General features: G+C 72.6%; 20 protein-coding genes and 1 pseudogene. 15 read left to right on the top strand and 6 right to left on the bottom strand.

Annotated elements, in window-relative coordinates:
- Positions 1-96 precede the first annotated feature (96 nt).
- The 4 genes and pseudogenes from AB0917_RS25765 to AB0917_RS25750 form a co-directional block, all read left to right on the top strand.
- A pseudogene (locus tag AB0917_RS25765) lies at positions 97-648 on the top strand (ABC transporter permease); the annotation flags it as partial.
- Complete coding sequence (locus AB0917_RS25760) at positions 641-1,618, top strand: ABC transporter permease (RefSeq protein WP_366822041.1); 978 nt, start codon at positions 641-643, stop codon at positions 1,616-1,618. The pseudogene AB0917_RS25765 and the gene AB0917_RS25760, both read left to right, overlap by 8 nt.
- Positions 1,619-1,631: 13 nt before the next feature.
- Positions 1,632-2,609, top strand: a complete 978-nt coding sequence (locus AB0917_RS25755; protein ID WP_366822040.1) for an ABC transporter ATP-binding protein — start codon at positions 1,632-1,634, stop codon at positions 2,607-2,609.
- Positions 2,599-3,879, top strand: a complete 1,281-nt coding sequence (locus AB0917_RS25750) for a dipeptide ABC transporter ATP-binding protein (protein ID WP_366822039.1) — start codon at positions 2,599-2,601, stop codon at positions 3,877-3,879. The genes AB0917_RS25755 and AB0917_RS25750 overlap by 11 nt, the downstream gene beginning before the upstream one ends.
- A gap of 10 nt (positions 3,880-3,889) precedes the next feature.
- Here the strand turns inward: AB0917_RS25750 and AB0917_RS25745 are convergent, their stop codons facing one another.
- Both AB0917_RS25745 and AB0917_RS25740 read right to left on the bottom strand, forming a co-directional pair.
- Positions 3,890-4,366: a DUF3515 family protein gene (locus tag AB0917_RS25745; protein WP_366822038.1), complete on the bottom strand. Its 477-nt coding sequence runs from the start codon at positions 4,364-4,366 to the stop codon at positions 3,890-3,892.
- A gap of 356 nt (positions 4,367-4,722) precedes the next feature.
- A complete protein-coding gene (locus tag AB0917_RS25740) occupies positions 4,723-6,849 on the bottom strand; it encodes a prolyl oligopeptidase family serine peptidase (protein ID WP_366822037.1) in 2,127 nt (708 codons plus the stop codon).
- A 161-nt stretch (positions 6,850-7,010) separates the two neighbouring features.
- On the opposite strand from AB0917_RS25740, the gene AB0917_RS25735 reads away from it, so the two are divergent.
- The 4 genes from AB0917_RS25735 to AB0917_RS25720 all read left to right on the top strand — a co-directional run bounded on the left by AB0917_RS25735 (position 7,011) and on the right by AB0917_RS25720 (position 11,357).
- On the top strand, positions 7,011-7,205 hold the full coding sequence (locus tag AB0917_RS25735) for a hypothetical protein (RefSeq protein WP_015611142.1): 195 nt from the start codon (positions 7,011-7,013) through the stop codon (positions 7,203-7,205).
- Between the two features lie 98 nt (positions 7,206-7,303).
- Entirely contained in the window at positions 7,304-8,317 is a 1,014-nt protein-coding gene (gene mshB, locus AB0917_RS25730; RefSeq protein ID WP_366822036.1) for an N-acetyl-1-D-myo-inositol-2-amino-2-deoxy-alpha-D-glucopyranoside deacetylase, read from the top strand.
- A complete protein-coding gene (locus AB0917_RS25725) occupies positions 8,314-8,874 on the top strand; it encodes a DUF6113 family protein (RefSeq protein ID WP_366822035.1) in 561 nt (186 codons plus the stop codon). Before mshB ends, AB0917_RS25725 begins: the two co-directional genes overlap by 4 nt.
- Before the next feature lie 176 nt (positions 8,875-9,050).
- Positions 9,051-11,357 (top strand): hypothetical protein, encoded by a 2,307-nt coding sequence (locus AB0917_RS25720; protein ID WP_366822034.1) that lies wholly within the window; start codon positions 9,051-9,053, stop codon positions 11,355-11,357.
- A gap of 257 nt (positions 11,358-11,614) precedes the next feature.
- On the opposite strand, the gene AB0917_RS25715 is transcribed toward AB0917_RS25720, so the two are convergent.
- Entirely contained in the window at positions 11,615-11,746 is a 132-nt protein-coding gene (locus AB0917_RS25715) for a hypothetical protein (RefSeq protein ID WP_366822033.1), read from the bottom strand.
- A 104-nt stretch (positions 11,747-11,850) separates the two neighbouring features.
- Here AB0917_RS25715 and AB0917_RS25710 point away from each other — a divergent pair, with 104 nt between their 5' ends.
- The 3 genes from AB0917_RS25710 to AB0917_RS25700 all read left to right on the top strand — a co-directional run bounded on the left by AB0917_RS25710 (position 11,851) and on the right by AB0917_RS25700 (position 12,879).
- Positions 11,851-12,030, top strand: coding sequence for an alpha amylase C-terminal domain-containing protein (locus AB0917_RS25710; protein ID WP_366822044.1), 180 nt, complete (start codon positions 11,851-11,853; stop codon positions 12,028-12,030).
- 144 nt (positions 12,031-12,174) lie between these two features.
- Entirely contained in the window at positions 12,175-12,534 is a 360-nt protein-coding gene (locus AB0917_RS25705; protein ID WP_366822032.1) for a type II toxin-antitoxin system RelE/ParE family toxin, read from the top strand.
- A 6-nt stretch (positions 12,535-12,540) separates the two neighbouring features.
- On the top strand, positions 12,541-12,879 hold the full coding sequence (locus AB0917_RS25700; protein WP_366822031.1) for an XRE family transcriptional regulator: 339 nt from the start codon (positions 12,541-12,543) through the stop codon (positions 12,877-12,879).
- Positions 12,880-13,008: 129 nt separating this feature from the next.
- On the opposite strand, the gene AB0917_RS25695 is transcribed toward AB0917_RS25700, so the two are convergent.
- Positions 13,009-14,787, bottom strand: a complete 1,779-nt coding sequence (locus tag AB0917_RS25695) for a coagulation factor 5/8 type domain-containing protein (RefSeq protein ID WP_366822030.1) — start codon at positions 14,785-14,787, stop codon at positions 13,009-13,011.
- A gap of 324 nt (positions 14,788-15,111) precedes the next feature.
- On the opposite strand from AB0917_RS25695, the gene AB0917_RS25690 reads away from it, so the two are divergent.
- Positions 15,112-15,738: a DUF4265 domain-containing protein gene (locus tag AB0917_RS25690; protein WP_366822029.1), complete on the top strand. Its 627-nt coding sequence runs from the start codon at positions 15,112-15,114 to the stop codon at positions 15,736-15,738.
- Between the two features lie 202 nt (positions 15,739-15,940).
- On the opposite strand, the gene AB0917_RS25685 is transcribed toward AB0917_RS25690, so the two are convergent.
- Positions 15,941-16,519: a sugar O-acetyltransferase gene (locus AB0917_RS25685; RefSeq protein ID WP_366822042.1), complete on the bottom strand. Its 579-nt coding sequence runs from the start codon at positions 16,517-16,519 to the stop codon at positions 15,941-15,943.
- A gap of 167 nt (positions 16,520-16,686) precedes the next feature.
- A complete protein-coding gene (locus AB0917_RS25680) occupies positions 16,687-17,931 on the bottom strand; it encodes an MFS transporter (RefSeq protein WP_366822028.1) in 1,245 nt (414 codons plus the stop codon).
- Between the two features lie 86 nt (positions 17,932-18,017).
- Here AB0917_RS25680 and AB0917_RS25675 point away from each other — a divergent pair, with 86 nt between their 5' ends.
- The 3 genes from AB0917_RS25675 (at position 18,018) to AB0917_RS25665 (ending at position 22,211) form a co-directional block, all read left to right on the top strand.
- Positions 18,018-18,995 carry a helix-turn-helix domain-containing protein gene (locus AB0917_RS25675; RefSeq protein WP_366822027.1) on the top strand — a complete coding sequence of 326 codons (978 nt, stop codon included), beginning with the start codon at positions 18,018-18,020 and terminating at the stop codon, positions 18,993-18,995.
- Between the two features lie 165 nt (positions 18,996-19,160).
- On the top strand, positions 19,161-22,010 hold the full coding sequence (gene lanKC, locus AB0917_RS25670) for a class III lanthionine synthetase LanKC (RefSeq protein ID WP_366822026.1): 2,850 nt from the start codon (positions 19,161-19,163) through the stop codon (positions 22,008-22,010).
- Positions 22,011-22,079: 69 nt separating this feature from the next.
- On the top strand, positions 22,080-22,211 hold the full coding sequence (locus AB0917_RS25665) for a SapB/AmfS family lanthipeptide (protein WP_366822025.1): 132 nt from the start codon (positions 22,080-22,082) through the stop codon (positions 22,209-22,211).
- The last annotated feature ends 72 nt before the right edge of the window (positions 22,212-22,283 follow it).

Here is a 22,283-nt window from a genome sequence, read left to right as displayed (position 1 = left end):
TCCGCTGGATGATTCTCAGCTCTTGAAGGCTATTAAAAAAACTCAGGCCTGGGCGAGTATTACTGGAAAACCAAGCACCCTGGTGGGTTACGGCACCGCCCCGTCGACACCACGGTCCTCATCCTCACCCTGGTCGTCATCGCCGTCCCGACCTTCGTCACCGGCCTCCTGCTCCAGCTCCTGCTCGGCGTCAAGTGGGGCATCATCAAGCCCTCGGTCTCCCCGGACCCCGCCATCGACGAACTGCTCGTCCCCGGCCTCGTCCTCGCCTCGGTCTCGCTCGCCTACGTCACCCGGCTCACCCGGACCTCGATCGCGGAGAACGCCCGCGCCGACTACGTACGCACCGCCGTCGCCAAGGGCCTGCCCCGGCGCCGGGTCGTCGTGCGGCACCTGCTGCGCAACTCCCTGATCCCCGTCGTCACCTTCATCGGTACGGACGTGGGCGCCCTGATGGGCGGGGCCATCGTCACCGAGCGGATCTTCAACATCCACGGCGTCGGCTACCAGCTCTACCAGGGCATCCTGCGCCAGAACTCCCAGACCGTCGTCGGGTTCGTCACCATCCTGGTCCTCGTCTTCCTGGCGGCCAACCTGATCGTCGACCTCCTGTACGCCGTACTCGACCCGAGGATCCGCTATGCCTGAGCCGCAGTCACCGGACGAAGCGATCTCCCAGGCGGGCGCCGGCGGCGCGACGGACCTCGCCATGGAGGAGGGCACCGCCCTGGAGAAGACCCCGGGCGGGCCCGGGGGCGCCGGACCGGCCGGCAAACCGCGCAGCCTCTGGTCGGACGCCTGGCGCGACCTGCGGCGCAACCCGGTCTTCATCATCTCCGCGCTGGTCATCCTCTTCCTGGTGGTCATCTCGATCTGGCCCACGCTCATCGCGAGCGGCGACCCCCTCCAGGCCGACCTGGACGACGCCCAGAAGGGCTCCGAGCCCGGCCACCCCTTCGGCTTCGACCCGCAGGGCCGCGACGTCTACACCCGGGTCGTCCACGGCACCCGCACCTCGGTGACCGTCGGCATCTGCGCCACCCTCGGCGTCGCGATCCTCGGCAGCGTGCTCGGGGGCCTGGCGGGGTTCTTCGGCGGCTGGTGGGACTCGATCCTCTCCCGCCTCACCGACGTCTTCTTCGGCATCCCCGTCATCCTCGGCGGCCTGGTCTTCCTCTCCGTCGTGACCAGCTCCACCGTCTGGCCCGTCGTCGGCTTCATCGTCCTGCTCGGCTGGCCGCAGATCGCCCGTATCGCCCGCGGCTCGGTGATCACCGCCAAGCAGAACGACTACGTCCAGGCGGCCCGCGCGCTCGGCGCCTCCAACTCCCGGATGCTGCTGCGCCACATCACCCCGAACGCCATCGCGCCCGTCATCGTCGTGGCGACCATCGCGCTCGGCACGTACATCTCGCTGGAGGCGACCCTCTCCTTCCTCGGCGTCGGCCTGAAGGACCCGGCCGTCTCCTGGGGCATCGACATCTCCGCGGCCTCCAACTACATCCGCAACGCCCCGCACATGCTGCTCTGGCCCGCCGGAGCGCTGGCCATCACCGTGCTCGCCTTCATCATGCTCGGCGACGCGGTGCGCGACGCCCTCGACCCCAAGCTGCGCTGAGGAGCCGGTTGCCATGTTGCTCGAAGTGCGCGATCTGCACGTGGAGTTCCACACCCGTGAAGGGGTCGCCAAGGCCGTCAACGGGGTCGACTACTCGGTGGCCGAGGGCGAGACGCTCGCCGTCCTCGGGGAGTCCGGCTCCGGCAAGTCCGTCACCGCCCAGGCGGTCATGGGCATCCTCGACATGCCGCCCGGCAGGATCACCGGCGGCGAGATCCTCTTCAAGGGCCAGGACCTGCTGAAGCTCAAGCCGGAGGAGCGGCGCAAGATCCGCGGCCAGGAGATGGCCATGATCTTCCAGGACGCTCTCTCCTCCCTGAACCCGGTCCTCACCGTCGGCGAACAGCTGGGCGAGATGTTCGTCGTCCACCGCGGCATGTCCCGCAAGGAGGCGCGCGCCCGGTCGGTCGAGCTGATGGAGAGGGTCCGCATCCCCGCCGCCAAGGAGCGGGTCGGCAACTACCCGCACCAGTTCTCCGGCGGGATGCGCCAGCGCATCATGATCGCCATGGCGATGGCCCTGGAACCGTCCCTGATCATCGCCGACGAGCCCACCACCGCCCTCGACGTCACCGTCCAGGCCCAGGTCATGGAGCTGCTCGCCGAGCTCCAGCGCGAGCTGAACATGGGGCTCATCCTGATCACCCACGACCTCGGCGTGGTCGCGGACGTGGCCGACAAGATCGCGGTCATGTACGCGGGCCGGATCGTGGAGACCGCCCCCGTCCACGAGATCTACAAGGCGCCCGCCCACCCGTACACCAAGGGCCTCCTCCAGTCGATCCCGCGCCTGGACCAGAAAGGGCAGGAGCTGTACGCGATCAAGGGCCTGCCGCCCAACCTGCTGCACATCCCGCCCGGCTGCGCGTTCAACCCCCGCTGCCCGATGGCGCAGGACGTGTGCCGCAGCGACGTGCCGCCGCTCTACGAGGTGGACGAGGAGCGCCGGAGCGCCTGCCACTTCTGGAAGGAGACGCTCGATGCACGCTGACCGCGAGGGGTCCGACGGGGGTGCGGCCGGCTCGACCCTCCTGTCCGAGGCGAGGGAGGGCGGCAGGCCGTACGTGGAGGGCGAACCGATCCTGGAGGTCCGCGACCTGGCCAAGCACTACCCGCTGACCCAGGGCATCCTCTTCAGGAAGCAGGTCGGCGCGGTCCGGGCCGTCGACGGCGTCGACTTCGACCTCCACGCGGGCGAGACGCTCGGCATCGTGGGGGAGTCCGGCTGCGGCAAGTCGACCGTCGCGCGGATGCTGGTCCACCTGGAGCGGCCCACCGCCGGGGCGATCCGCTACAAGGGCGAGGACATCGCGAACCTGTCCGGGCGGGCGCTGAAGGCCGTACGCCGCAACATCCAGATGGTGTTCCAGGACCCCTACACCTCGCTGAACCCGCGCATGACGGTCGGCGACATCATCGGGGAGCCGTACGAGATCCACCCCGAGGTCGCCCCCAAGGGCAGCCGCCGCCAACGCGTGCAGGACCTGCTGGACGTGGTGGGGCTCAACCCGGAGTACATCAACCGCTATCCGCACCAGTTCTCCGGGGGCCAGCGCCAGCGCATCGGGATCGCCCGCGGCCTCGCGCTCAACCCGGAGATCATCGTCGCCGACGAACCGGTCTCCGCGCTCGACGTCTCCGTACAGGCCCAGGTCGTCAACCTGCTGGACCGGCTCCAGGCCGAGTTCAGCCTCAGCTTCGTCTTCATCGCGCACGACCTCTCCATCGTCCGGCACATCTCCGACCGGGTCGGCGTGATGTACCTCGGCCGGATCGTGGAGATCGGCTCCGACGCGGAGATCTACGACCACCCCACCCACCCGTACACGCAGGCGCTGCTCTCCGCCGTCCCCGTACCCGACCCGGAGGCCCGCGCCCACCGGGAGCGGATCATCCTCCACGGTGACGTGCCCTCGCCCGCCAACATCCCCTCGGGCTGCCGCTTCCGCACCCGCTGCTGGAAGGCGCAGGAGCGGTGCGAGCTGGAGGTGCCGCTGCTGGCCGTCCCGGCGGAGTTCCGGCTCGTCGACAGCCCGGCGCGGCACGACTCGGCGTGCCACTTCGCGGAGGAGAAGCGCGTGGTGCCGCCGGAGGGGGAGCTGTCCGCCCCGGGACAAACCCCGGGGCGGCCGGTGGGACGGCCGGTCGAGGAGGTGCGTGGGCCGGAGGCGGAGGCAGGCGGGCCGGGGGCGGACGCGGGCGGGCCCGAGGCGGATGGGCCGGAGGAGTCATCGGGTCCGGACGGGCCCCCGGCCCGCTAGCGCTACGGGATCAGCTCTCGGCGCCGCCGCAGGGCTCGCCGGCCTCGATGCCCTTCACGGCCGGGGCGAGGGCGGAGAGGACGGCCGAGGCGTCGATGCTCTCGTTGCGCAGGCGCACCTGGACGCTGGGATCGCGGCCGTGGGTGGAGAACATCTTGGCGGTCCGGTCGTCCGCGGGCTTCTGGGCGACCCAGTCGACCCCGCCCTCGTCGGTGCACTCGGCACCGGCCTCGGGCTCGGGCATGCCGCAGTACAGGATGATGTCGCCGTCGTCCCCCCAGGCGGCGGCGCCGGTCACGACCGACTCATCGAGGTCGTACCCGCCCAGCCCGGCGGGGAGCTCGCCGGTCAGCGTGGAGCACGCCGGACTGTCCGAGAACGGCGGCTTGGTGAGGTTGTAGCCGTCCCCGCCGCAGCCGGCGAGGGCGGCCGTACAGGCGGTCAGAGCGGCGGCGAGGCGCAGCGCTCCACGCGTGTTCTTGGTCAACGTGTTCCCCCGTGTGGGTGATTTGTCGGTCGATAGAGAAACCTATCGCCCGACTGCGCACCGACCGTGGAGTCTCCGGTCCCATGAACTGTGAGCTGGCCTACACCACGGAGCAACATGGCGAAGAAGAGCGCGTACCGTCGGCCGGTCCGTTAACAGGCAGGCAACTTCCCTGTCGTCACACCGATATACGGATGGCCCATGCTCGACAGCGTACGGCCGTGCGGGTGCCGTGGACCGGCCGGAGCGTCGTCATGTCGCTCCGGCCGGTTACCCAAGTGCCTTGGAGTGGCCGCCTGGTTGCCGGACCGCAGCCGCCCTCGTCCCCGCCGCGGAGCAGCGGGGGAGCCCCGGGCTCAGGCGGTGGGCAGCCCCAACGACCGCTTCAGGAAGTCCACCTGGAGCAGCAGCAGGTTCTCCGCGACCTGCTCCTGCGGCGTCATGTGCGTCACCCCGCTCAGCGGCAGCACCTCGTGCGGCCGACCGGCCGCCAGCAGCGCCGAGGAGAGCCGCAGGGCGTGCGCGACCACCACGTTGTCGTCGGCGAGGCCGTGGACGATCATCATGGGCCGCACCTGCTCGGCGGGGTGCGAGAGCCCGTCCTCGGTCATCAGGGCGTTGTACGCGTACACCTCGGGCTGCGCGTCCGGGTCGCCGAGATAGCGCTCGGTGTAGTGCGTGTCGTAGAGCCGCCAGTCCGTCACCGGGGCGCCCACCACACCCGCGTGGAAGACGTCGGGGCGGCGCAGCACCGCCAGGCCGGCGAGGTAACCCCCGTACGACCAGCCCCGGATGGCGACCCGGCCCAGGTCCAGCGGGAAGCGCTCGGCGAGCGCGTGCAGGGCCTCGATCTGGTCGTCCAGGGTGAGGACGAAGTCGTCCCGTACGGCCTTCTCCCAGGCGGGCGAGCGGCCCGGCGCGCCCCGCCCGTCCGCCACGATCACCGCGAACCCCTGGTCCGCGAACCACTGCGAGGTGAGGTGCGCGTTGTGGGCGGCGACCACCCGGCGGCCGTGCGGGCCGCCGTACGGATCCATCAGGACCGGAAGCGGACCGTCCGACTCCTGGTAGCCCGTGGGGAGCAGCACGGCGCACGGAATCCGCCGTGCGCCCCCCTCCGTGAGAGTGACCCCGGCGGAGAGCACCGGCTCCTGCGCGAAGCTCGCGATCCGGACGAGCCGCTTGCCGTCCCGGACGACCCAGGCGGCTGATCCGGGCTCGTCCGGGGTGGCCGAGACCAGCACGGTCAGCCCGCCCGAGCGGACCGCGGAGTGCACACCCACCCCTTCGGAAATCCGCTCGATTCCCAGCTCGTTGACCCGGTACACATGGCTCTCGCCGGTCTCCGGCGCCGCCGCCTCCTCGCCCGCCACCGCCGAGACCAGGATGTCCGACTCGCCGATGTCCAGCACCGCCTGGAGGTGCAGCTGCGCCCCGGTCAGCGGCCGGTCACCGACGGCCAGCACCCGCGCCCCGCCCTCGTCCGCGATCCGTACGAGCCGCCCGTCCGGCGCCCACGCGGGCACCCCGCCGAACAGATCCAGCCACACCGGGTCCTCGTCCACATGGACGATCCGGGTCGCACCGGACTCCGGGTCCACCGCCAGATACCGCTGACTGCGCTGGTCACGGGCCTGTACGAGCAGCAGCGGCGCGCCCGCGGAGGACCAGTGCACCTGGGCCAGGTAGGGGAAGGCCTCCCGGTCCCAGACCACCTCCGTGCGGGCCCCCTCCAGGTCCGTCACGAAGAGCCGCACCTCGGCGTTGGGCGTCCCCGCCGCCGGGTAGGCCACCTCGGCCGGCTTGCGGTCCGGGTGGGCGGGATCGGCGATGAACCACCGCTGTACGGGGCTGTCGTCGGCCCGCGCGACCAGCAGCCGGTCCGACTCGGGCGACCACCAGAAGCCCCGGAAGCGGTGCATCTCCTCGGCCGCGACGAACTCGGCCAGGCCGTAGGTGACATGGGGGTCCTCGGGCTCCGCCAGCGCCCGGTCGCCGTCGCCCTCCGCGCCCACGACCCGCAGCGCGCCCTTGGAGACGTACGCGATGAGGCGCCCGTCGGGGGAGGGGCGCGGGTCGATGACCGGGCCCGGCACCGGCAGCGCCCGCGCCGTACCGGCCCGCAGCTCGGCCACGTACACCTTTCCGGACAGCGCGAACGCGGCCAACTCCGCCGCCGTGTCCACCGCGTAGGACACGATGCCGGCCGACCCCTCACGGGTGCGCTCGCGGCGGGCCCGCTCCTGGGGCGACAGCCGCTCCGCCGAACCGCCCAGCAGCGCGTCGGGATCGGCGACCAGGCGCTCCTCGCCGGAGGCCGGGTCGAGCACCCAGAGGCGGTTGGTCCGGTCGGTGCCCGAAGTGGAGCGCAGGAAGATCACCCGCGTCTCATCCGGTGAGACGGTGAAGGCGCGCGGTGCGCCGAGAGTGAACCGCTGGGTCCGTGCGTGCTGGCGGGGAAAGGACAGATTCGCTGAGGTCATGGCGTCGAACTTAGCCTCGCGCAGCGGTTCGTGCGCCCCTCGTGCTGCTGTGCCCCGATCAATGCGTTGGCACGGAAAGTTATGATCCGTAGCGCTCGGTGGGTAAGTACCCATCGGCTCCGCGTATCCCGTCCCGACCGTACTGATGGAGGTGAACCGCCGTGGCGCTCTCGATTTCGGCGGTGGTGCTGCTGGCGATCATCGTCTTCCTGCTGATCCGGAAATCCGGACTGAAGGGCGGACACGCGGTGGTCTGCATGCTGCTGGGCTTCTACATCGCGAGTTCGTCCGTAGCGCCGACCATCTCGGACCTGACGTCCAACGTGGCGGGCATGATCGGGAGTATCAAGTTCTGATCGCGTGTACCCGCTTTCCGACCGGGTACGCCTGCCGTTGACGCGGTCGGCGGGGAGCGGGGAACGCCGGGGGCCGCCGGGCTCGTAGGGTGGTCCCCATGAAGGACCTCCCCGCCCGCCGTCTGCTGCTGGTGCACGCGCACCCGGACGACGAGTCGATCAACAACGGCGCCACCATGGCCAGGTACACGGCCGAGGGCGCCCACGTGACGCTGGTGACGTGCACGCTGGGCGAGGAGGGCGAGGTCATCCCGCCCGCCCTCGCCCACCTTGCCGCCGACCGGGACGACGCCCTGGGCGCCCACCGCGTGGGCGAGCTGGCCGCGGCGATGAAGGAGCTCGGGGTCACCGACCACCGCTTCCTCGGCGGCGCGGGCCGGTTCCGGGACTCCGGGATGATGGGCACCGAGCAGAACGGGCGCCCAGGCGCCTTCTGGGCCACCCCGGTGGACGAGGCGGCCGCGCCCCTCGTGGACGTCATCCGCGAGCTGCGCCCCCAGGTGCTGGTCACCTACGACCCCGACGGCGGCTACGGCCACCCCGACCACATCCAGGCCCACCGGGTCGCGATGCGCGCCGCCGACCTGGCCGCCGACCCGGCGTACGGCACCGGCGCCCCGCACACCGTCGCCAAGGTCTACTGGAACCGCGCCGAGCGGGCCGTCGTCGAGGCCGGCTTCGACCGCCTGCGCACGGCGGCACCGGACACCTTCGGGGGCGTCGCGGCCGTGGACGACGTCCCCGGCGTGGTCGACGGCGACGCGATCACCGCGGAGATCGACGGATCGGCGTACGCCGGGGCGAAGGCGGCGGCGATGCGCGCCCACGCGACCCAGATCGTGGTGGACGGCCCCTTCTTCGCCCTCTCCAACGACCTGGGCCAGCCGCTGCTGACGACCGAGTGCTACCAGCTGGTGCGGGGCGTTCCGGGGGCCGGCGGGGGAGCGCGGGAGGACGACCTGTTCGCGGGGCTCCCGGAGGCGGGGGCGGGCGCTGGGGCGGATGCTGGGGCGGGTACGGGGGCGCGCGCCGGGACGGACGCTGGGGCGGGTGCTGGGACGGACGCCGGGGCGGGCGCCCGGTCGGATTCCGCGTCGGGGGCGGGCGCATGAGCGGGAACTCGGGCAAGGGGCGCGACCGCGCCCGCGCCTCGCGCGCCGGCGCCCCGCGTACCGGCGCCCCGCGTACCGGCGCGCGCCGTGACGTCCCGAGCAGCAGCGGCAAAGCTCCACGGAGCACACCGGCCCCACGGCCCGACGCACCGCCCAGGGCGCCCGAAGGCATCGGCTTCACCGGCCGGCCGAACCCGGGCCGGATCGCCGCCTACTTCGGGCTCGCCGTACTCGGGGCCCTCGTCGCGCTCGCCGGGACGCTCGTCCAAGCGGCGTGGTTCCCGGGCGGGTTGGTCATCGCCCTGGCGGGCTCGGCGGGCCTCTTCTACGGCGGCCGCATCCTGACCCGGACCCAGATCGGCGCGCTGGCGCCGGCGGTCGGGTGGTTCATCACGGTGTTCCTGCTGCTGTCCGGCCGGCCGGAGGGCGACTACGTCTTCGGCGACGAGCTCGGCCTGGTGCTCTTCATGCTCGGCGGGACCGCCGTCGCTGTGATGTGCGCCACCACATCCAAAGTGCCGCAATCAGCCACGCGCAACGGCCGGTCCGGTATCTGAAGTGCTAAGTCCGTGCCCGGAATGCCCCCCGACCGGTGTGATGCCGAGGTGGAGGTTTCCCCCGGTCGCGGAGTGTCCTACGGCGGCGGCCAGTATGGTGGTGCGCGCGCCGAGCCGTCCCCTGGCCTGCGGCATGGGGGAAGTACGGGCGGCGGAGCCAATCGGGAGAACCTGCTTTGAGTCGTGAAACTGACAGTTCGTCCTCCGGGCCCCAGGGGCGCGGCGGAGCCGCGTACCCGTCGGGTACGCCGCCGTACGGATCCCGCCAGTATGCGTCGCCGGCCGGCTCGGACGAGACCCCGGAATCCGTCGATCCGCCCCGGCCCGAAGAGCCGAAGACCGAGACGACGCTGACGACGCGTATCCGGATCAACATCCCCGGGTCGCGTCCCATCCCGCCGGTCGTGATGCGTACGCCGATGGCCGAGAGCGACATCGCCACCGGCCGCCCCGACGCGGAGAGCACCGGCTCCACCCCGCGCCCCGGCACGCCTCCGTCCGCGCCCTCGGGCCTGTCCGACGGCACGCAGGGCGGAACCGGTGCGTCCGGTGGTCCGGGCTCCCCGTCGGCCGCCACATCGGCCGCGCAGACCCGGGACGGCGGTGGCGGCGGTTCCGCCGAGCCGTCCTCCGCCGACGACCAGACCAGGGCGAAGAGCGGCAGCGACTGGTTCGCCCCGCGCAAGAGCCCGGCCCCGGCGCCCGCGCCGGCCTCCGGTACGGCCGGTGCGCCCGGTCCCGGTTCCGGTGGCGCGCCCGGTCCTCTCGGTGCCGGCGGTCCCGGTCCGGGCGCCCCGGGTGCCTCGGGCGTTCCTGGTCCGGGTGGCCCCGGTGCCTCGGGTGGTCCCGGTGCGGGTGGCCCCGGCGGCGGCCTCGACGACGCCGGCCGGTCACGTCCCGACCTGCCGTACTTCTCGGACGCCGCACCGCGGCCCGGCCGCGGGGCGGCCACGCCCGGCCCCGGCGCCCCTGGCTCCGGCAGCGCCCTGGACGGCTACAGCACGGAGCCCCCCGGCGCGGGCCCCCGCCCGGCCCCCGGCCCCGGGGCCCGTAAGCCCGGCCCTCCCGGCCCGTCCGGCCCCACCACGGGCCCCGTCACCGGCACCTCGTCGCTGACCCCCAACCTCGACGGCGTCCCGGGCCTCGGCGGCCCCGGCCCCGGCCCGATGGTCCCGGGCACCCCCGGCGGCGTACCGCCCCGGCTCTCCGACGACACCGCGATCCTGACGCCGCAGTCCCCGGCGCCCGACGACGGCCCCGGCGGCCACGTCTCGGGTGACACGCTGACCAGCGGCATCCCCGTGGTGCCCAGCGAGCCCCGCACGGCGTTCCCGGGGAGGCCGGGCGGACCCGGCGGCCCGTTCCCGGGCGGGCCCGGTGCGCCCGGCGGACTCGGTGGCCCCGGTGGCCCCGGTGATCCGTTCGCGGACAGCCCCGGCGGCCCTGGTGGCCCGTTCGCCGACGGACACGGTGAACCGGGCGAGCCCGGTCCCGCCGCCGCCCGCCCGGCACCGACGCCCCCCGCCCCCGCGAAGAAGGGCCGCTCCAAGCTGGTCCTCCTCGGCGTGGCCGCGGTCGTGCTGCTCGGCATCGCCTACGGCGCCGGTCTCCTGCTGAACCACTCCGAGGTCCCCAAGGGCACCACGGTGCTCGGCGTCGACATCGGCGGCGGCACGAAGGAGGAGGCGGTCGTCAAGCTGGAGGCCGCTCTCGGCGAGCGGGCCCAGGCGCCGCTGACGCTCTCCGTGGACGGCAAGGAGCAGAAGCTGGACCCGGAGAAGGCCGGTCTCGTCCTGGACAGCCAGGAGACCGTGCGCGGTGCCGCGGGCAGCGACTACAACCCGGTCTCCGTGATCGGCTCGCTGTTCGGCGGCGCGCGCACCGCCGACCCGGTGATCCCGGTCGACGAGGAGAAGCTCGGCGTCGCGCTGAACGAGCTGGCGGGCACCGCCGGTTCGACCCAGGACGGCACGATCCGGTTCGAGCCGGACAAGGCGGTCGCGGTGCCGGGCAAGCCCGGCAAGACGCTGGACGTCGGTCAGTCGCTGATCTCCGTCCGCGACGCCTACCGCGCCCAGGTGCAGACCGGGCGGGCCAAGGTGGTCGAACTGCCCGTCACCACCCGGGAGCCCACCATCACCCAGGCCGAACTGAACCGGGCGATGAAGGAGTTCGCCGAGCCCGCGATGTCCGACCTGATCACCATCAAGGCGGGCCCGAAGCAGATCCAGTTCGGCCCGGCGCGCTCGCTCCCGCAGATCCTGTCCATGAAGGCCGTGGACGGCCGGCTGGTCGACGTCTACGACAAGGAAGCGATCACCACCCTGCTGGACGGCGTCTTCGACGGCATCGTGGCGGTCAAGGGCGACGGCACGGAACACCCGGTCGGCGCGGACGACGTGGCGCAGGCGATGAAGACGGCCCTGACCGGGAAGACCCCGGAGGAGCGCACGGTCACCATCGACCTGACCGGCGAGGGCTGAGCCTCCCGGCCGTACGTGTCCTTCGCAGCCCCCACCCGGACACACCGGGCGGGGGCTGCGCCCGTTTCCGGCGCCGTATCCCCACATCCAGGGCGACCAGTGATGGACCTCGTACCAGCCGGTCAGCTACGAGATCGCCGGCCGCCTCGGTGACCGGGACTCCTCGACGACTGGGACACCGAACGCAACGGCTCCACCCTCACCCACAAGGACGGCGCGGCCCACACCTTGGCCGACGTCTTCATGCTCGCCTCCCCCTACGGCTCCCCGAACGTCTTCTCCGGCTGCACCTGGACCGACAAGGACGCGGGCCCGCCGAACGGCGGCGCGGCCGACTGCTCCTCGGACGCCTGGACCTGCGTCCACGCCCAGCAGGCGATCACGGGCATGGCCGGCTTCCACAACGCCACGGCGGGCGCCGAGCTGACCGACTGGTGGGACGACGGCTCCTCGGCCCTCGCCTTCGCCCGCGCGGGCGAAGGGGTTCGTCGCCATCAACAACGGCGACGCGGAGCTGACCCGCACCTTCACGACGTCGCTGCCGGCGGGCACGTACTGCAACGTGACCACGGCCGCCCCGGACGCGTGCGACGGCAACGAGACCACGGACGCCGCCGACGGCACGGCAACGGTCACGGGCCCGGCGCGGGGGGCGGTGGGGGTGCACGTGTAGGGGCGGATGGCTTGGCCTCACCTCGCGCCGGGGCTCTTCGGCTTCGGTGCGAGGCGTGGGCGTCGGCGTCGGCGTCGACACTGTGCGGTTATTACCCCTGCATGATATTATGCAGGGGTAATGCTCTGGCCGGCTGGAGAGTGAATGCCTTACAAGATCATCGTGGTGGAGCCGGCGAGGAGCTGGTTACATGGTCTGCGTCGGCACGACCGGGAAACGCTGGTTCAGGTCGCCGCTGCCATCAATGTCCTGCAGGTCGAAGGCCCTGCTCTCGGTCGGCCGCTCGTTGATCGCATCACGGGATCGACTCTCTCGAATCTCAAGGAGCTGCGGCCCGGTTCATCCGGCTCCAGCGAGGTGCGGATTCTGTTCGTGTTCGACCCCGCGCGTAACGCGGTAATCCTTGTGGGGGGCGACAAAGCCGGCAGTTGGTCCGGCTGGTACCGGGCGGCGGTCAAGGCGGCGGAAGACGCCTACGAGGCGTACAGGGATGAGAGGAAATGAGGAGCCATGGGTGCTGAGCCGAAGGCGGCCGACGCCGTCGACTGGGACGACCTCAAGGGTGAATTCGACTTCTCCGCGGACGAGGCTCATGAAGTCGAGCGGCGCTCCGCCCTGCTGCTGTCCGAGGTGAGGGCGCACCGTCTCGCCGAGGTGCGCAAGCGCCAGCAGATGACGCAGGCGGCGGTGGCGAAGGTGCTCGGCGTCACTCAAGGGCGCGTGTCGGCCATGGAGAAGGGCGCGATCAACCGTTCCGAGGTCGAGACGCTTGCTGCGTATGTCGCTGCCTTGGGCGGGCAGTTGAAGCTCGTTGCCGACTTCGGAGACGAAACACTCGTCCTGGGCTGACCTGACCTGACCTGACCCGTCCCCCGTGCCCGGCTCATCGCGGGGGGAAGGCCGGGGGCAGCGGAGCGGGACCCGGCGCTCATCTGCAGCCGGGCCCCGCTCCCGTACCGGTCCCGTAGCAGGGGAGTGCTACGGGAAGTTCACCACCTGGGAGGGGATGGTGTCCGTGCCGGATGTGGGGGATCCGACCTGGTTGATCACGTGCTCGTACTGGCCTTGGCCGCCCAGCGAGACCACGATCAGGCTGTGGAACTTCACACCGGGCTTCACCGGGGCCTTGAAGCCGTGCTCCTGCACGATCGTCGGGTCGACGACGTAGTTGCAGTAGCTGCCCATGCCCCAGCCCTCGTGCTGTTCGACCGAATCGTCGACCCGGTAGGCCGCGTAGCCCTTGGTGCCGCCGTTCTGGATCGCCTCCTGGTTGGGCGCGTCGTACGCCTTCTCGTTCTGGTAGAAGATCGTCCGGCCGCGCTCGCCGTACCACTCCACGTCGTACTTGTTGAAGTGCTCCACGAACAGCCCGGTCGCCAGGACGTCGTCACCGTTGACGCGGACGCCGTAGTCGGCCCGGTTGGTCTCCCAGCCCCAGCCCTCGCCGTGGTCCGCGCGCCACACCCAGGTGTGGTCGATGATCGTGTCGTTGCTGTTGACGACGATGCTGGTGGTCGCCTTGCCGGGGCCCGCGCCGCCGATCCGTACGAACACGTCCTGGAGCGAGGTCGGGTTGGCCGAGTGGTCGGCCGAGGCGTTCTCGGAGCCGACCTCGATCAGCGTCTCGGAGTTCACCGGGCCCGCGTCGACCAGGAGGCCCGCGAGCTTCACGCCGTCCACGTCACCGACCTTGATCGCGGTCACCCCGTTGTCCGGGATGATCGTCGCGAGGCCGATGCCGAGGGCCACCGTGTCCGGGCGGTTGATGGTGATGGTCTCGTCGACGTGGTAGACGCCGGGCGTGAAGAGGAGGTGCAGGCCCTGCTCGACGGCCGCGTTGATGGTGGCGGCGTCCGCCCCCTCCTTCACGACGTAGAACTGGTCCAGCGGGATCGACTCGCCGGCCGGCGTGCCGTTGTCCCAGGAGACGCCGCGGGCGTTGTCCCGCTTCTCCGGCACGAAGACCTTGTAGTCGTCCCCGTCCAGGTAGAGGAACGGCTTCTCGCGGGAGATGGGGGTGGTGTCGAGGGTGGTGTACGGCGGCTCGGGGAAGCTGTTGGCCGGGGCGCCCTCGACGCCCGAGAACGTCATGTTCCAGACGCCGTTGGTCCAGCCGCCGACCGAGCTGTCGCGGGTGTACCACTGCTGCTGGGAGTAGGGCCCGACCTCGCCGTCGATCTTGCTGTCGGCGATGTAGCCGCCGGACGCCCAGCCGTATCCGTCGGGTGCGAGGTTGAGTCCGCCCTTGACGTGCATACGGCGGAAGGGGGCGGCCTGGGAGACGGCCCAGCGGTTGGTGCCGTTGACCGGGTTGAGGGTCAGGTTCTCGGCCGAGCGCCAGAAGTTCTGCGTGGCGTTCCCGTCGAACCAGCCCGCGTCGACCGTCACGTCGCCGTTGAACGTGGTGTCGTTCGGGTTGAGCCCGAGGCCCGCGATCGAGGTGTAGAAGCCGATCTGCGCGTTGATGTTGTCGTACGTGCCCGGCTTGAACATCAGCGCGTAGCGGTCGAGGCCGAACTGCGCGGACTCCTGCTTCCTGAAGATCTCGTCGACCTTGCCCTGGATGTCGGGCGTGGAGGGGTCGAAGACATGGACGTTGGGTCCGAGGTCACCGCCGCCGGGGACGGCGGCCTGGGCCTCCTCGCCGAACGCTGTCTGGGCGGTGGGGACGGCCATGAGCAGCGATACGGCGAGCGCGGCGAACCCGAGCGCCTTGGAGCGGCGGTGCTTGCGTGGTGCGGTGGGGGGAGCATGCATGAAGGTAGGTCTCCTGGGTCGTGGTACGTGTGCACGACGGACGGCGGGAGAGCGCCTGTGGGGAGGAAGTGAGAGAGCGCTCTCTCGTTACGGTGATGTTTCCCCGGTAGGCCTGTACGCGTCAAGAGGTGTGCGTGATGTGTCTCGTGGGAGGGACCAGTTCGCAACAACTGACGTCACCGGTGCGCCGATTGGGCGACTTCGTGCTCAGTTGGGATGCTCGTTGACTTCATGAACTGATGTCCACGGCCGCCGATGCGCAGTGGTGCGCCACCGCCGATGGCCGGACGAGCGGCCGTGCGGCGCAGGGGGGACCATGGGGCCATGAGCCCGCCCGCCGGTCCCTCGCCCGCCGGACCTTCGCCCGCCGGACCTTCGCCCGCCGGACCTTCGCCCGCCGGATCTTCGCCCGCCGGTCCCTCGCCCGCCGGATCTTCGCCCGCCGGTCCCTCGCCCGCCGGTCCGCAGTGCCCGCCCCGGGGCGTAGGGCGGCGGATCAAGGTCTGGTTCCGCTTCGCCCCGCGTGAGGACTGGCTGCCGTACGACACCGAGGGGCTGTGGGCGACCCGGCTGAGCGCCGACACCGCCCGGGTCGACAACGTGCCCTTCCTCCAGGACGGGGTCGCCGAGGGCGAGACCGTACGGTTCACGACCGACGCGGACGGGGTGCACTGGTCCGCCGGGCGGGTGGCGGACTCGGGCAACTGCACCGTACGGGTGCTGCCGGTGCCGGACGGCCCGCTCGGGCGGGACGCCCGCGCCGTGCACGAGCGGTTCGCCCCGTTCGGGCTGGGTGGTGAGGTCTTCAGCGCGGACTTCCCGCTGGTCGCGTTCACCGTGCCGGGCTCCGCGGACCTGCGGGCGATCAAGGCGCTGCTCGTCCGGGGGGAGAGCGAGGGGTGGTGGCACTTCGAGGTCTCGTGCGCCACGGACGCGTGGCGGGCGGCGTAGGGGCCCGGTCCATGGGCTGGGCCCCTACGCCGGCCGGTTCATGGGCTGGGCCCCTGCGCCGGCCGGTTCATGGGCCGGGTCCCTACGCCGGCCGGTTCATGAACCGCGCCGGAGCAGGCCGGAGCCTCGCTCGGCGATCGGTCCACGACCAGGCGGTCACGGTTACGGTTACGGGGCCGTTGGCCCTGCCTCCCCCACGTCCTTAAGCCTCCTGCGCCTCCTCCACGTCTTGCGCCTCCTGCGCCTCTCCGATCCTCCGGATCACCCGGGCCGGGTTGCCCACCGCGATCACGTTCGCCGGCAGGTCCTTCGTGACGACCGCCCCCGCGCCCACCACCGTGTTCTCCCCGATGCTCACCCCGGGGCAGACGATCACCCCGCCGCCCAGCCACACGTTGTCCCCGATCGTGATCGGCTGCGCGGCCTCCCACTTGGCGCGGCGCGGCTCCGGGTCGATCGGGTGGGTCGGGGTGAGGAGCTGGACGTTCGGGCCCATCTGGACGTCGGCGCCGATCGTGATGCGGGCGACGTCCAGGAACACCGCCCCGAAGTTGACGAACGTGCGCGGGCCCACGGTGACCTGGTGGCCGTAGTCCACCCGCAGCGGCGGACGGATCTCGGCGTCCTCGCCCAGCTCGCCGAGCAGCTCGGCCAGGGCCGCGCGGCGGGCCTCGGGGTCGGCGGCCGACGTGGCGTTGAAGCGCTCGTTCAGGAGCGCCGAGCGCAGGGCGTCCGCCGCGATCTCCGGGTCGTCGGCGAGGTAGAGCTCGCCCGCGAGCATCGCCTCCCGCTGGCTGCGGGTGGTCTTCTCCGCGCCGGTGGTCTTCTCCGTGCTTGTGGTCCTTTCCACGCCCGTGGTCTTCTCCCTGCCGGTGGTCTTCTCCGTGCCGGCCGGGGAGGCGTCCTGCGGCGCGGCGGCGGGGGCGGTGGTGGGGTCGTTCCGGCTGGTCACGAGGGCGTCGTCTCCTTCGTAGGGGGTGATCCGTCCCCGTGCAGTCTGCCCGGGGAGCCCGGTCCCTGTCCCGCCCGCCCCGCCCGCCCCGCCCGCAGCCCCGGCGCCAGGGCCAGCGTCACCGCCAGGGAGAGCGCCGCGACCGCCGCCATCCCGGTCGCGGGCGAGGTCAGCTGTGCGACGGAGCCGGCGACGGCGGCGCCCACGCCCTGCATGGCGAGCATCCCCGAGGAGCTGAGCCCCAGCGCGTGACCGCTCAGCTCCTTGGGCGTCAGGGCCATCAGCCGTTCCTGGAGCAGCAGGCTCGCGCTGAAGCCGACGCTCGCCAGCACCACCGCCACCACCGCCACCGGCAGCGCGGGGTTCAGGGCGAACACCAGGTACGGGGCGGCCAGCAGCAGCCGCAGCGGACTGCCGAGCCGGGCGCGCCACCGCCCCGGCACGAACCGGCCGACCAGCGTGTCCCCGGCCAGCATCCCCAGGGCCCCGCAGGCGAAGAGGAGCCCGGCGTGCGCGGGCGCGTAGGCGATGTACAGGGACTCGCACCCCACCACGAGCCCGTTGGGCACCCACAGGGCGAGGTAGACGGAGCGGCGGGGCGCGGACGACCAGAGCACCGCGTTGGTCCGCCAGGTCTCCCGGACCGAGGCCCGGCCCGTCGCGCGGGGCGGCCTGGCCGTGAGGCCGAAACGGGCGAGGGCCGCCGCGACGGCGTACAGGCCCGCGCCCACCAGCAGCGTGCCGCGCGCCGAGAGAGCGGTCACCAGCACCCCGCCCACCGCGAACCCGAGGATCTGCATGGTGCCCACCGACATGTTGAGCACGGAGCGGCCCAGCAGGAAGCCCCGCTCCGGAAGGATCTCGTTGAGCAGCCCGTACCGCACGCCGCCGCCCAGCGACGAGGCCACCCCCAGCCCCAGCAGGACCGCGAAGAGCGCCCACAGGGGCAGCCCGGGGACCGCCTGTACGCCGGTGCCGAGCGCGAACAGCAGCGCAAGCCCGGTCAGCGTGGCGCGCGGCGGCAGCCGGTCCGCCGCCGAGAGCAGGGTGAGGGCCCCGGCGACCTGGGCCAGGGACGGGCCGAACATGGCCAGCGCCGACAGCAGCGGCGAGCCGGTCGACGCGTACACGAGGGTGCCGAGGGCGAGCCCGGTCGCGGTCTGCGCCGCCACCTGCACGGAGACGGTGGTGAAGAAGGGGAGGAACTCCGGGGTGCGGAAGAGTTCGCGGTAGGTGCGCATCAGCGGAGTCTGGGGCGGTGCCCGGCGGGCGCGTTACTCTTTCGCGGAGAGGCGAAACTTCCCACGTACGGCACCGGGGGCGGCCCATGGGCTGGTGGCAGATCAGCGCGGACACGCTCGCGGGCAGCCGCTTCGTCGTCTCGCCGCTGGCGGAGACCGTGGCGAGCCTGAGCACCCTGGAGCGGGCCGTCGCCGCGCATCCGCGTGAGCGCGCCTGGCTGGAGCGGTGGCTGCCCGCCTACCGGCGGCTCCAGGGCGAGGACCCGCTCTCCGCCCGGATCATCCGGGCCGCCCTCACGCCCCGCTGGAGCGCCGACTTCCTCACCCCGGCCCCCGTCCCCCCGCCCGCCGGGCAGCCGCCGGACACCTTCGCCCAGGAGCTGGCGCGGGTCCGGGCGACGCCGCCGGACGTGGCCCGCGCCGACATCGTCGAGAGCCTGCGCGGACCGCTGCCCGCCGCGCTGGACCGGGACGACCTGGCGCGGCGGAGCGCCGACGTCCTGGAGTGGGTGTGGACGCGGACGGTGGAGCCGGAGTGGCCCGCCCGGCGCCGGGTCCTGGAGGCCGATGTGATCGCCCGTGCCGCCCAGTTGAGCCGGGGCGGCTGGGCCCAGGCGTTCGACGGGATGCGGTCGGGGATGCGGTGGCTGGGGGAGAGCCGGCTCCAGATCAACACCTACGACAACCCGCCGCGCGAACTGGACGGCGCCCAACTGGTGTTCACCCCCGTCACCGCCGACGTGGGGTGGGTCTGCTGGGACATCCCGCACCGCTACGGCGTGGTCTACCCGTGCTCGGGCGCGCTCGCCGACACCGGGCGTGCCCCCGTACCGCAGGCGCTCGGCACGTTGATCGGGCCGGCGCGGGCGGGGGTCCTGGTCCTGCTGGCCACACCGCTGAGCACGACCCAGCTCACCGCGCTGACCGGGCAGGGGCTGGGGTCGGTCGGGCGCCACCTGCGGGTCCTGCTGGACGCGGGGCTGGTACGCCGCCGCCGGGACGGCCGTTCCGTGCTCTACGTCCGCAACGAGGCGGGGGACGGACTGGTGCGCGCCGCAGGCTGAACGCGCCCCGCGCGCGCCCCCGCCCGCAGCAGGGAAGTCACCGGAAGGCGGTGCGGTCCGCATGGATCGCGCGCATGTATGAGTCGTGACATCGGTGACTATTGGCAACGCTCATCGTTGTGACAATTTCTCTCTCGCCAGCAGAGGTCGAGCGAGGGGAATGTCGTGAATCCGGAGTACGCCGCGTACTGCCAGGCGGACCGCCGCTTCTACGACGCACCCCACCGTTCCCTCGGACACGGCGAGGGCGGTGAGCACGGCGAGGGCGCTGAGCATGGCGAGGGCGCTGAGGACCGCTCGTTCTACGCACCGGTCCGGGGCGCCGCCCCCCAGGGGTGGACCCGCTCCCGGCGCGGTGACTGGCTCTCCTTCAGCCCGGACGGGCTCCGGCTGCCGGCCCAGGGCTGGAAGATCCACATATCGGCCGCCGCCGACAACGCGGAATCGGTGCTGGAGAGGGTCGCCGAACACTGTCTGGCCCACCGGCTGCCCTTCAAGTGCATACCGTCGCCCGGCCTGTTGAACCTGCGCAACTCCAAGTACGCGGACCGGGCGGGGAGCGGCAAGTTCATCACCGTGTATCCGCACTCCGAGGACACGTTCCCCGGGGTGTGCGCCGCCCTGATGGCGCTGCTGGAGGGCGAGCACGGCCCGTACATCCTGAGCGATCTGCGGTGCGGGAACGGGCCGGTGCACACGCGGTACGGGGCGTTCGCCGCCCGCTTCTGCACCGGGCCCGACGGGCGGCCCGTGCCCGCCGTCGCCGACCCGCAGGGCCGCCTGGTCCCCGACGACCGGGGCCCGGCCTTCCGGGTGCCCGCCTGGGTGACCCCGCCGGACTTCCTGCGCCCGCACCTCGAAGCCCGCGCCGCCGTCGGCCTGGGCGATGTGCCGTACACCGTCGAGAAGGCGCTCCACTTCTCCAACGGCGGCGGGGTCTACCTGGGCCGGGACACCCGTACCGGCGAGCAGGTCGTCCTCAAGGAGGCCCGCCCGTACGCCGGTCTCGCCGCCGACGGGGCCGACGCCGTCGCCCGGCTGGAGCGGGAGCGGACCGCGCTGGAGCAACTGGCCGGACTGGACTGCGTACCGGCCGTGCACGACGCGTTCGAGGTCGGCGGCCACCACTTCCTCGTCCTCCAGTACCTGCCGGGCGCCACCCTCAACACCGTCTTCGCCCGCCGCTTCCCGCTCGCCCGGCAGAACCCGGCCCCGGAGCTGCTCGCCGAACACGCGACGTGGGCCGAGGAGTTGTACGGGAGGGTCGAGCGGGCCGTCGAGGCCGTACACGCCCGGGGCATCGTCATCAGCGACCTGCACATGAGCAACGTCATGGTCGACGAGGAGACCGGCCGGATCGCCCTGCTCGACTTCGAGGCCGCCTCCCCGGCCGCCGACCGGCGCCGCCAGATCGTCGCCAACCCGGCCTTCGTGGCCCCGCCCGACCGGCGCGGCACCGACATCGACCGGTACGCGCTGGCCTGTCTGCGGCTCGCGCTGTACCTGCCGCTCACCACGCTCTTCGGCATCGACCGCACGAAGGCGGCGGGCCTGGCCCGGGAGATCGCGCACATCTTCCCGGTGGGGGAGGAGAGCCTGCGGCCGGCGGTGGAGGAGATCCAGCGGGGTACGGGGGCGAGTGCGGGCACGGCTACGGGGACGGGAGCGAGCGCGGCTACGGGGCCGAGTGCGGGTACGGAGGCGGGGCCGAGCGCGGCTACGGGAGCAAGTGCGGGTACGGGGCCGCGTTCCGCTACGGGAGCAAGCGCGAGTACGGGGCCGCGTTCCGCTACGGGAGTGAGTACGCGTACGGAGACGGGTTCGGGTGTTCCCGGCCCGCTCCCGCCCGCCCCCGCTGACTGGCCGGACAGCCGCGACTCGATGGCCCGCGCCATCGCCGCCTCCTGTACGCCCCACCGCGAGGACCGATGTTTCCCCGGCGACATCGCCCAGTTCGCCACGGCGACCGGCGGCCAGTCCTTCGCCAACGGGGCGGCCGGAGTGCTCTACGCCCTGCACGAGACCGGCGCCCCGCGCTGCGAGCCGGCCGAGGAGTGGCTGCTGCGGCAGGCCAAGGACCCGGCCTCCGGCTCTCCCCTCGGCTTCTACGACGGCCTTACCGGCATCGCCTGGACCCTGAACCGGATCGGCCGCACCGCCGAGGCCGCCGACCTCACCCGGATCGTCCTCGACCAGCCCCTGGAAGGCCTCACGCCGGGCCTGCACAGCGGGTACGCCGGTATCGGCCTGGCCCTCGACGACCTGGCCCGCACCGCCTCCGCCGCCGAAGGCCCGGCACTCTCCGCCGCGGCCGGCCGCTGCACCGCCCTCGCCGTCCGGGCCCTCGTGGACGGACCGCCACTGCCCCGGACCGGCCTGCTGCACGGCGCGAGCGGGGTCGCCCTGCTGCTGGTGCGCCGGTACGGGACCACCGGGGACAGCGTCCTGCTCGACCTGGCGGCCGCCGCCCTGCGGCGCGACCTGGACCGGTGCCGGGCGGGGGACGACGGGGAACTCCTCGTCGTCGAGGGCAAGCGGCTGATGCCCTACCTCGGAGCGGGCAGCGCCGGAATCGCGGCCGTCATCGACGCCTACCTGGCCCACCGCCCCGACCCCGGGCTGGAGGCCGCGGGCCGCGCCCTGCTCCCGGCCGCGCTCTCCGCTTTCTACGTCCAGCCCGGACTGCTGCGCGGCTCGGCCGGACTCCTCATGCACCTGGCGGCCACGCCCCTGTGCGACGAGGGGACCCGGGAGCGGGCGATCCGCCTCCACACCCGCCTCCTGGCCGGCCACGCCCTCGCGTACGAAGGTGAACTGGCCTTCCCCGGTGAGCAGTTGATGCGGCTGTCGATGGACCTGGCCACCGGGACCGCCGGCTGCCTGCTCGCCCTGGGCAGCGCGCTGGACACCGCGCCGGGCCCGGCCACCACGCTTCCCTTCCTCGCCGCCGCTCCCCGGGCGGCGCACCCCGGCCGCGCGAGCGGCCCCACGGACCGGCTCCTTCAGGGGTCGTAGCACCACAACCGCTCAACACCCAGCCGGAGCAACAGGTTCCGGTTACCGTCCCAGAAAGGAAACACCATCATGGCGCTTCTCGACCTTCAGGCGATGGAGACCCCGGCCGACGAGTCCTTCGGTGAGCTGGCCTCGGGCAGCCAGGTCTCGCTGCTGGTCTGTGAGTACAGCTCGCTGAGCGTGGTCCTCTGCACCCCGTGACGCCTCGCCGCCCGCTCCGCCGGTGACCGCACCGGCGGACCGGGCGGCCCGTCCGCCGGTCCCGAGCGGTTC

It is taken from the genome of Streptomyces sp. NPDC007346 (assembly GCF_040703535.1).
GTDB lineage: Bacteria > Actinomycetota > Actinomycetes > Streptomycetales > Streptomycetaceae > Streptomyces.
The sequence above is the reverse complement of the archived record's forward strand: the minus strand, read 5'-3'. Positions and strand labels throughout refer to the sequence as shown.

Coding starts and splice junctions, on each gene's coding strand:
- AB0917_RS25760 (WP_366822041.1), top strand. CDS start 641: ATGCCTGAGCCGCAGTCACCGGACGAAGCGATCTCCCAGGCGGGCGCC.
- AB0917_RS25755 (WP_366822040.1), top strand. CDS start 1,632: ATGTTGCTCGAAGTGCGCGATCTGCACGTGGAGTTCCACACCCGTGAA.
- AB0917_RS25750 (WP_366822039.1), top strand. CDS start 2,599: ATGCACGCTGACCGCGAGGGGTCCGACGGGGGTGCGGCCGGCTCGACC.
- AB0917_RS25740 (WP_366822037.1), bottom strand. CDS start 6,849: ATGACCTCAGCGAATCTGTCCTTTCCCCGCCAGCACGCACGGACCCAG.
- mshB (WP_366822036.1), top strand. CDS start 7,304: ATGAAGGACCTCCCCGCCCGCCGTCTGCTGCTGGTGCACGCGCACCCG.
- AB0917_RS25725 (WP_366822035.1), top strand. CDS start 8,314: ATGAGCGGGAACTCGGGCAAGGGGCGCGACCGCGCCCGCGCCTCGCGC.
- AB0917_RS25715 (WP_366822033.1), bottom strand. CDS start 11,746: ATGCCCGTGATCGCCTGCTGGGCGTGGACGCAGGTCCAGGCGTCCGAG.
- AB0917_RS25705 (WP_366822032.1), top strand. CDS start 12,175: ATGCCTTACAAGATCATCGTGGTGGAGCCGGCGAGGAGCTGGTTACAT.
- AB0917_RS25700 (WP_366822031.1), top strand. CDS start 12,541: ATGGGTGCTGAGCCGAAGGCGGCCGACGCCGTCGACTGGGACGACCTC.
- AB0917_RS25695 (WP_366822030.1), bottom strand. CDS start 14,787: ATGCATGCTCCCCCCACCGCACCACGCAAGCACCGCCGCTCCAAGGCG.
- AB0917_RS25690 (WP_366822029.1), top strand. CDS start 15,112: ATGAGCCCGCCCGCCGGTCCCTCGCCCGCCGGACCTTCGCCCGCCGGA.
- AB0917_RS25685 (WP_366822042.1), bottom strand. CDS start 16,519: ATGCTCGCGGGCGAGCTCTACCTCGCCGACGACCCGGAGATCGCGGCG.
- AB0917_RS25680 (WP_366822028.1), bottom strand. CDS start 17,931: ATGCGCACCTACCGCGAACTCTTCCGCACCCCGGAGTTCCTCCCCTTC.
- AB0917_RS25675 (WP_366822027.1), top strand. CDS start 18,018: ATGGGCTGGTGGCAGATCAGCGCGGACACGCTCGCGGGCAGCCGCTTC.
- AB0917_RS25665 (WP_366822025.1), top strand. CDS start 22,080: ATGGCGCTTCTCGACCTTCAGGCGATGGAGACCCCGGCCGACGAGTCC.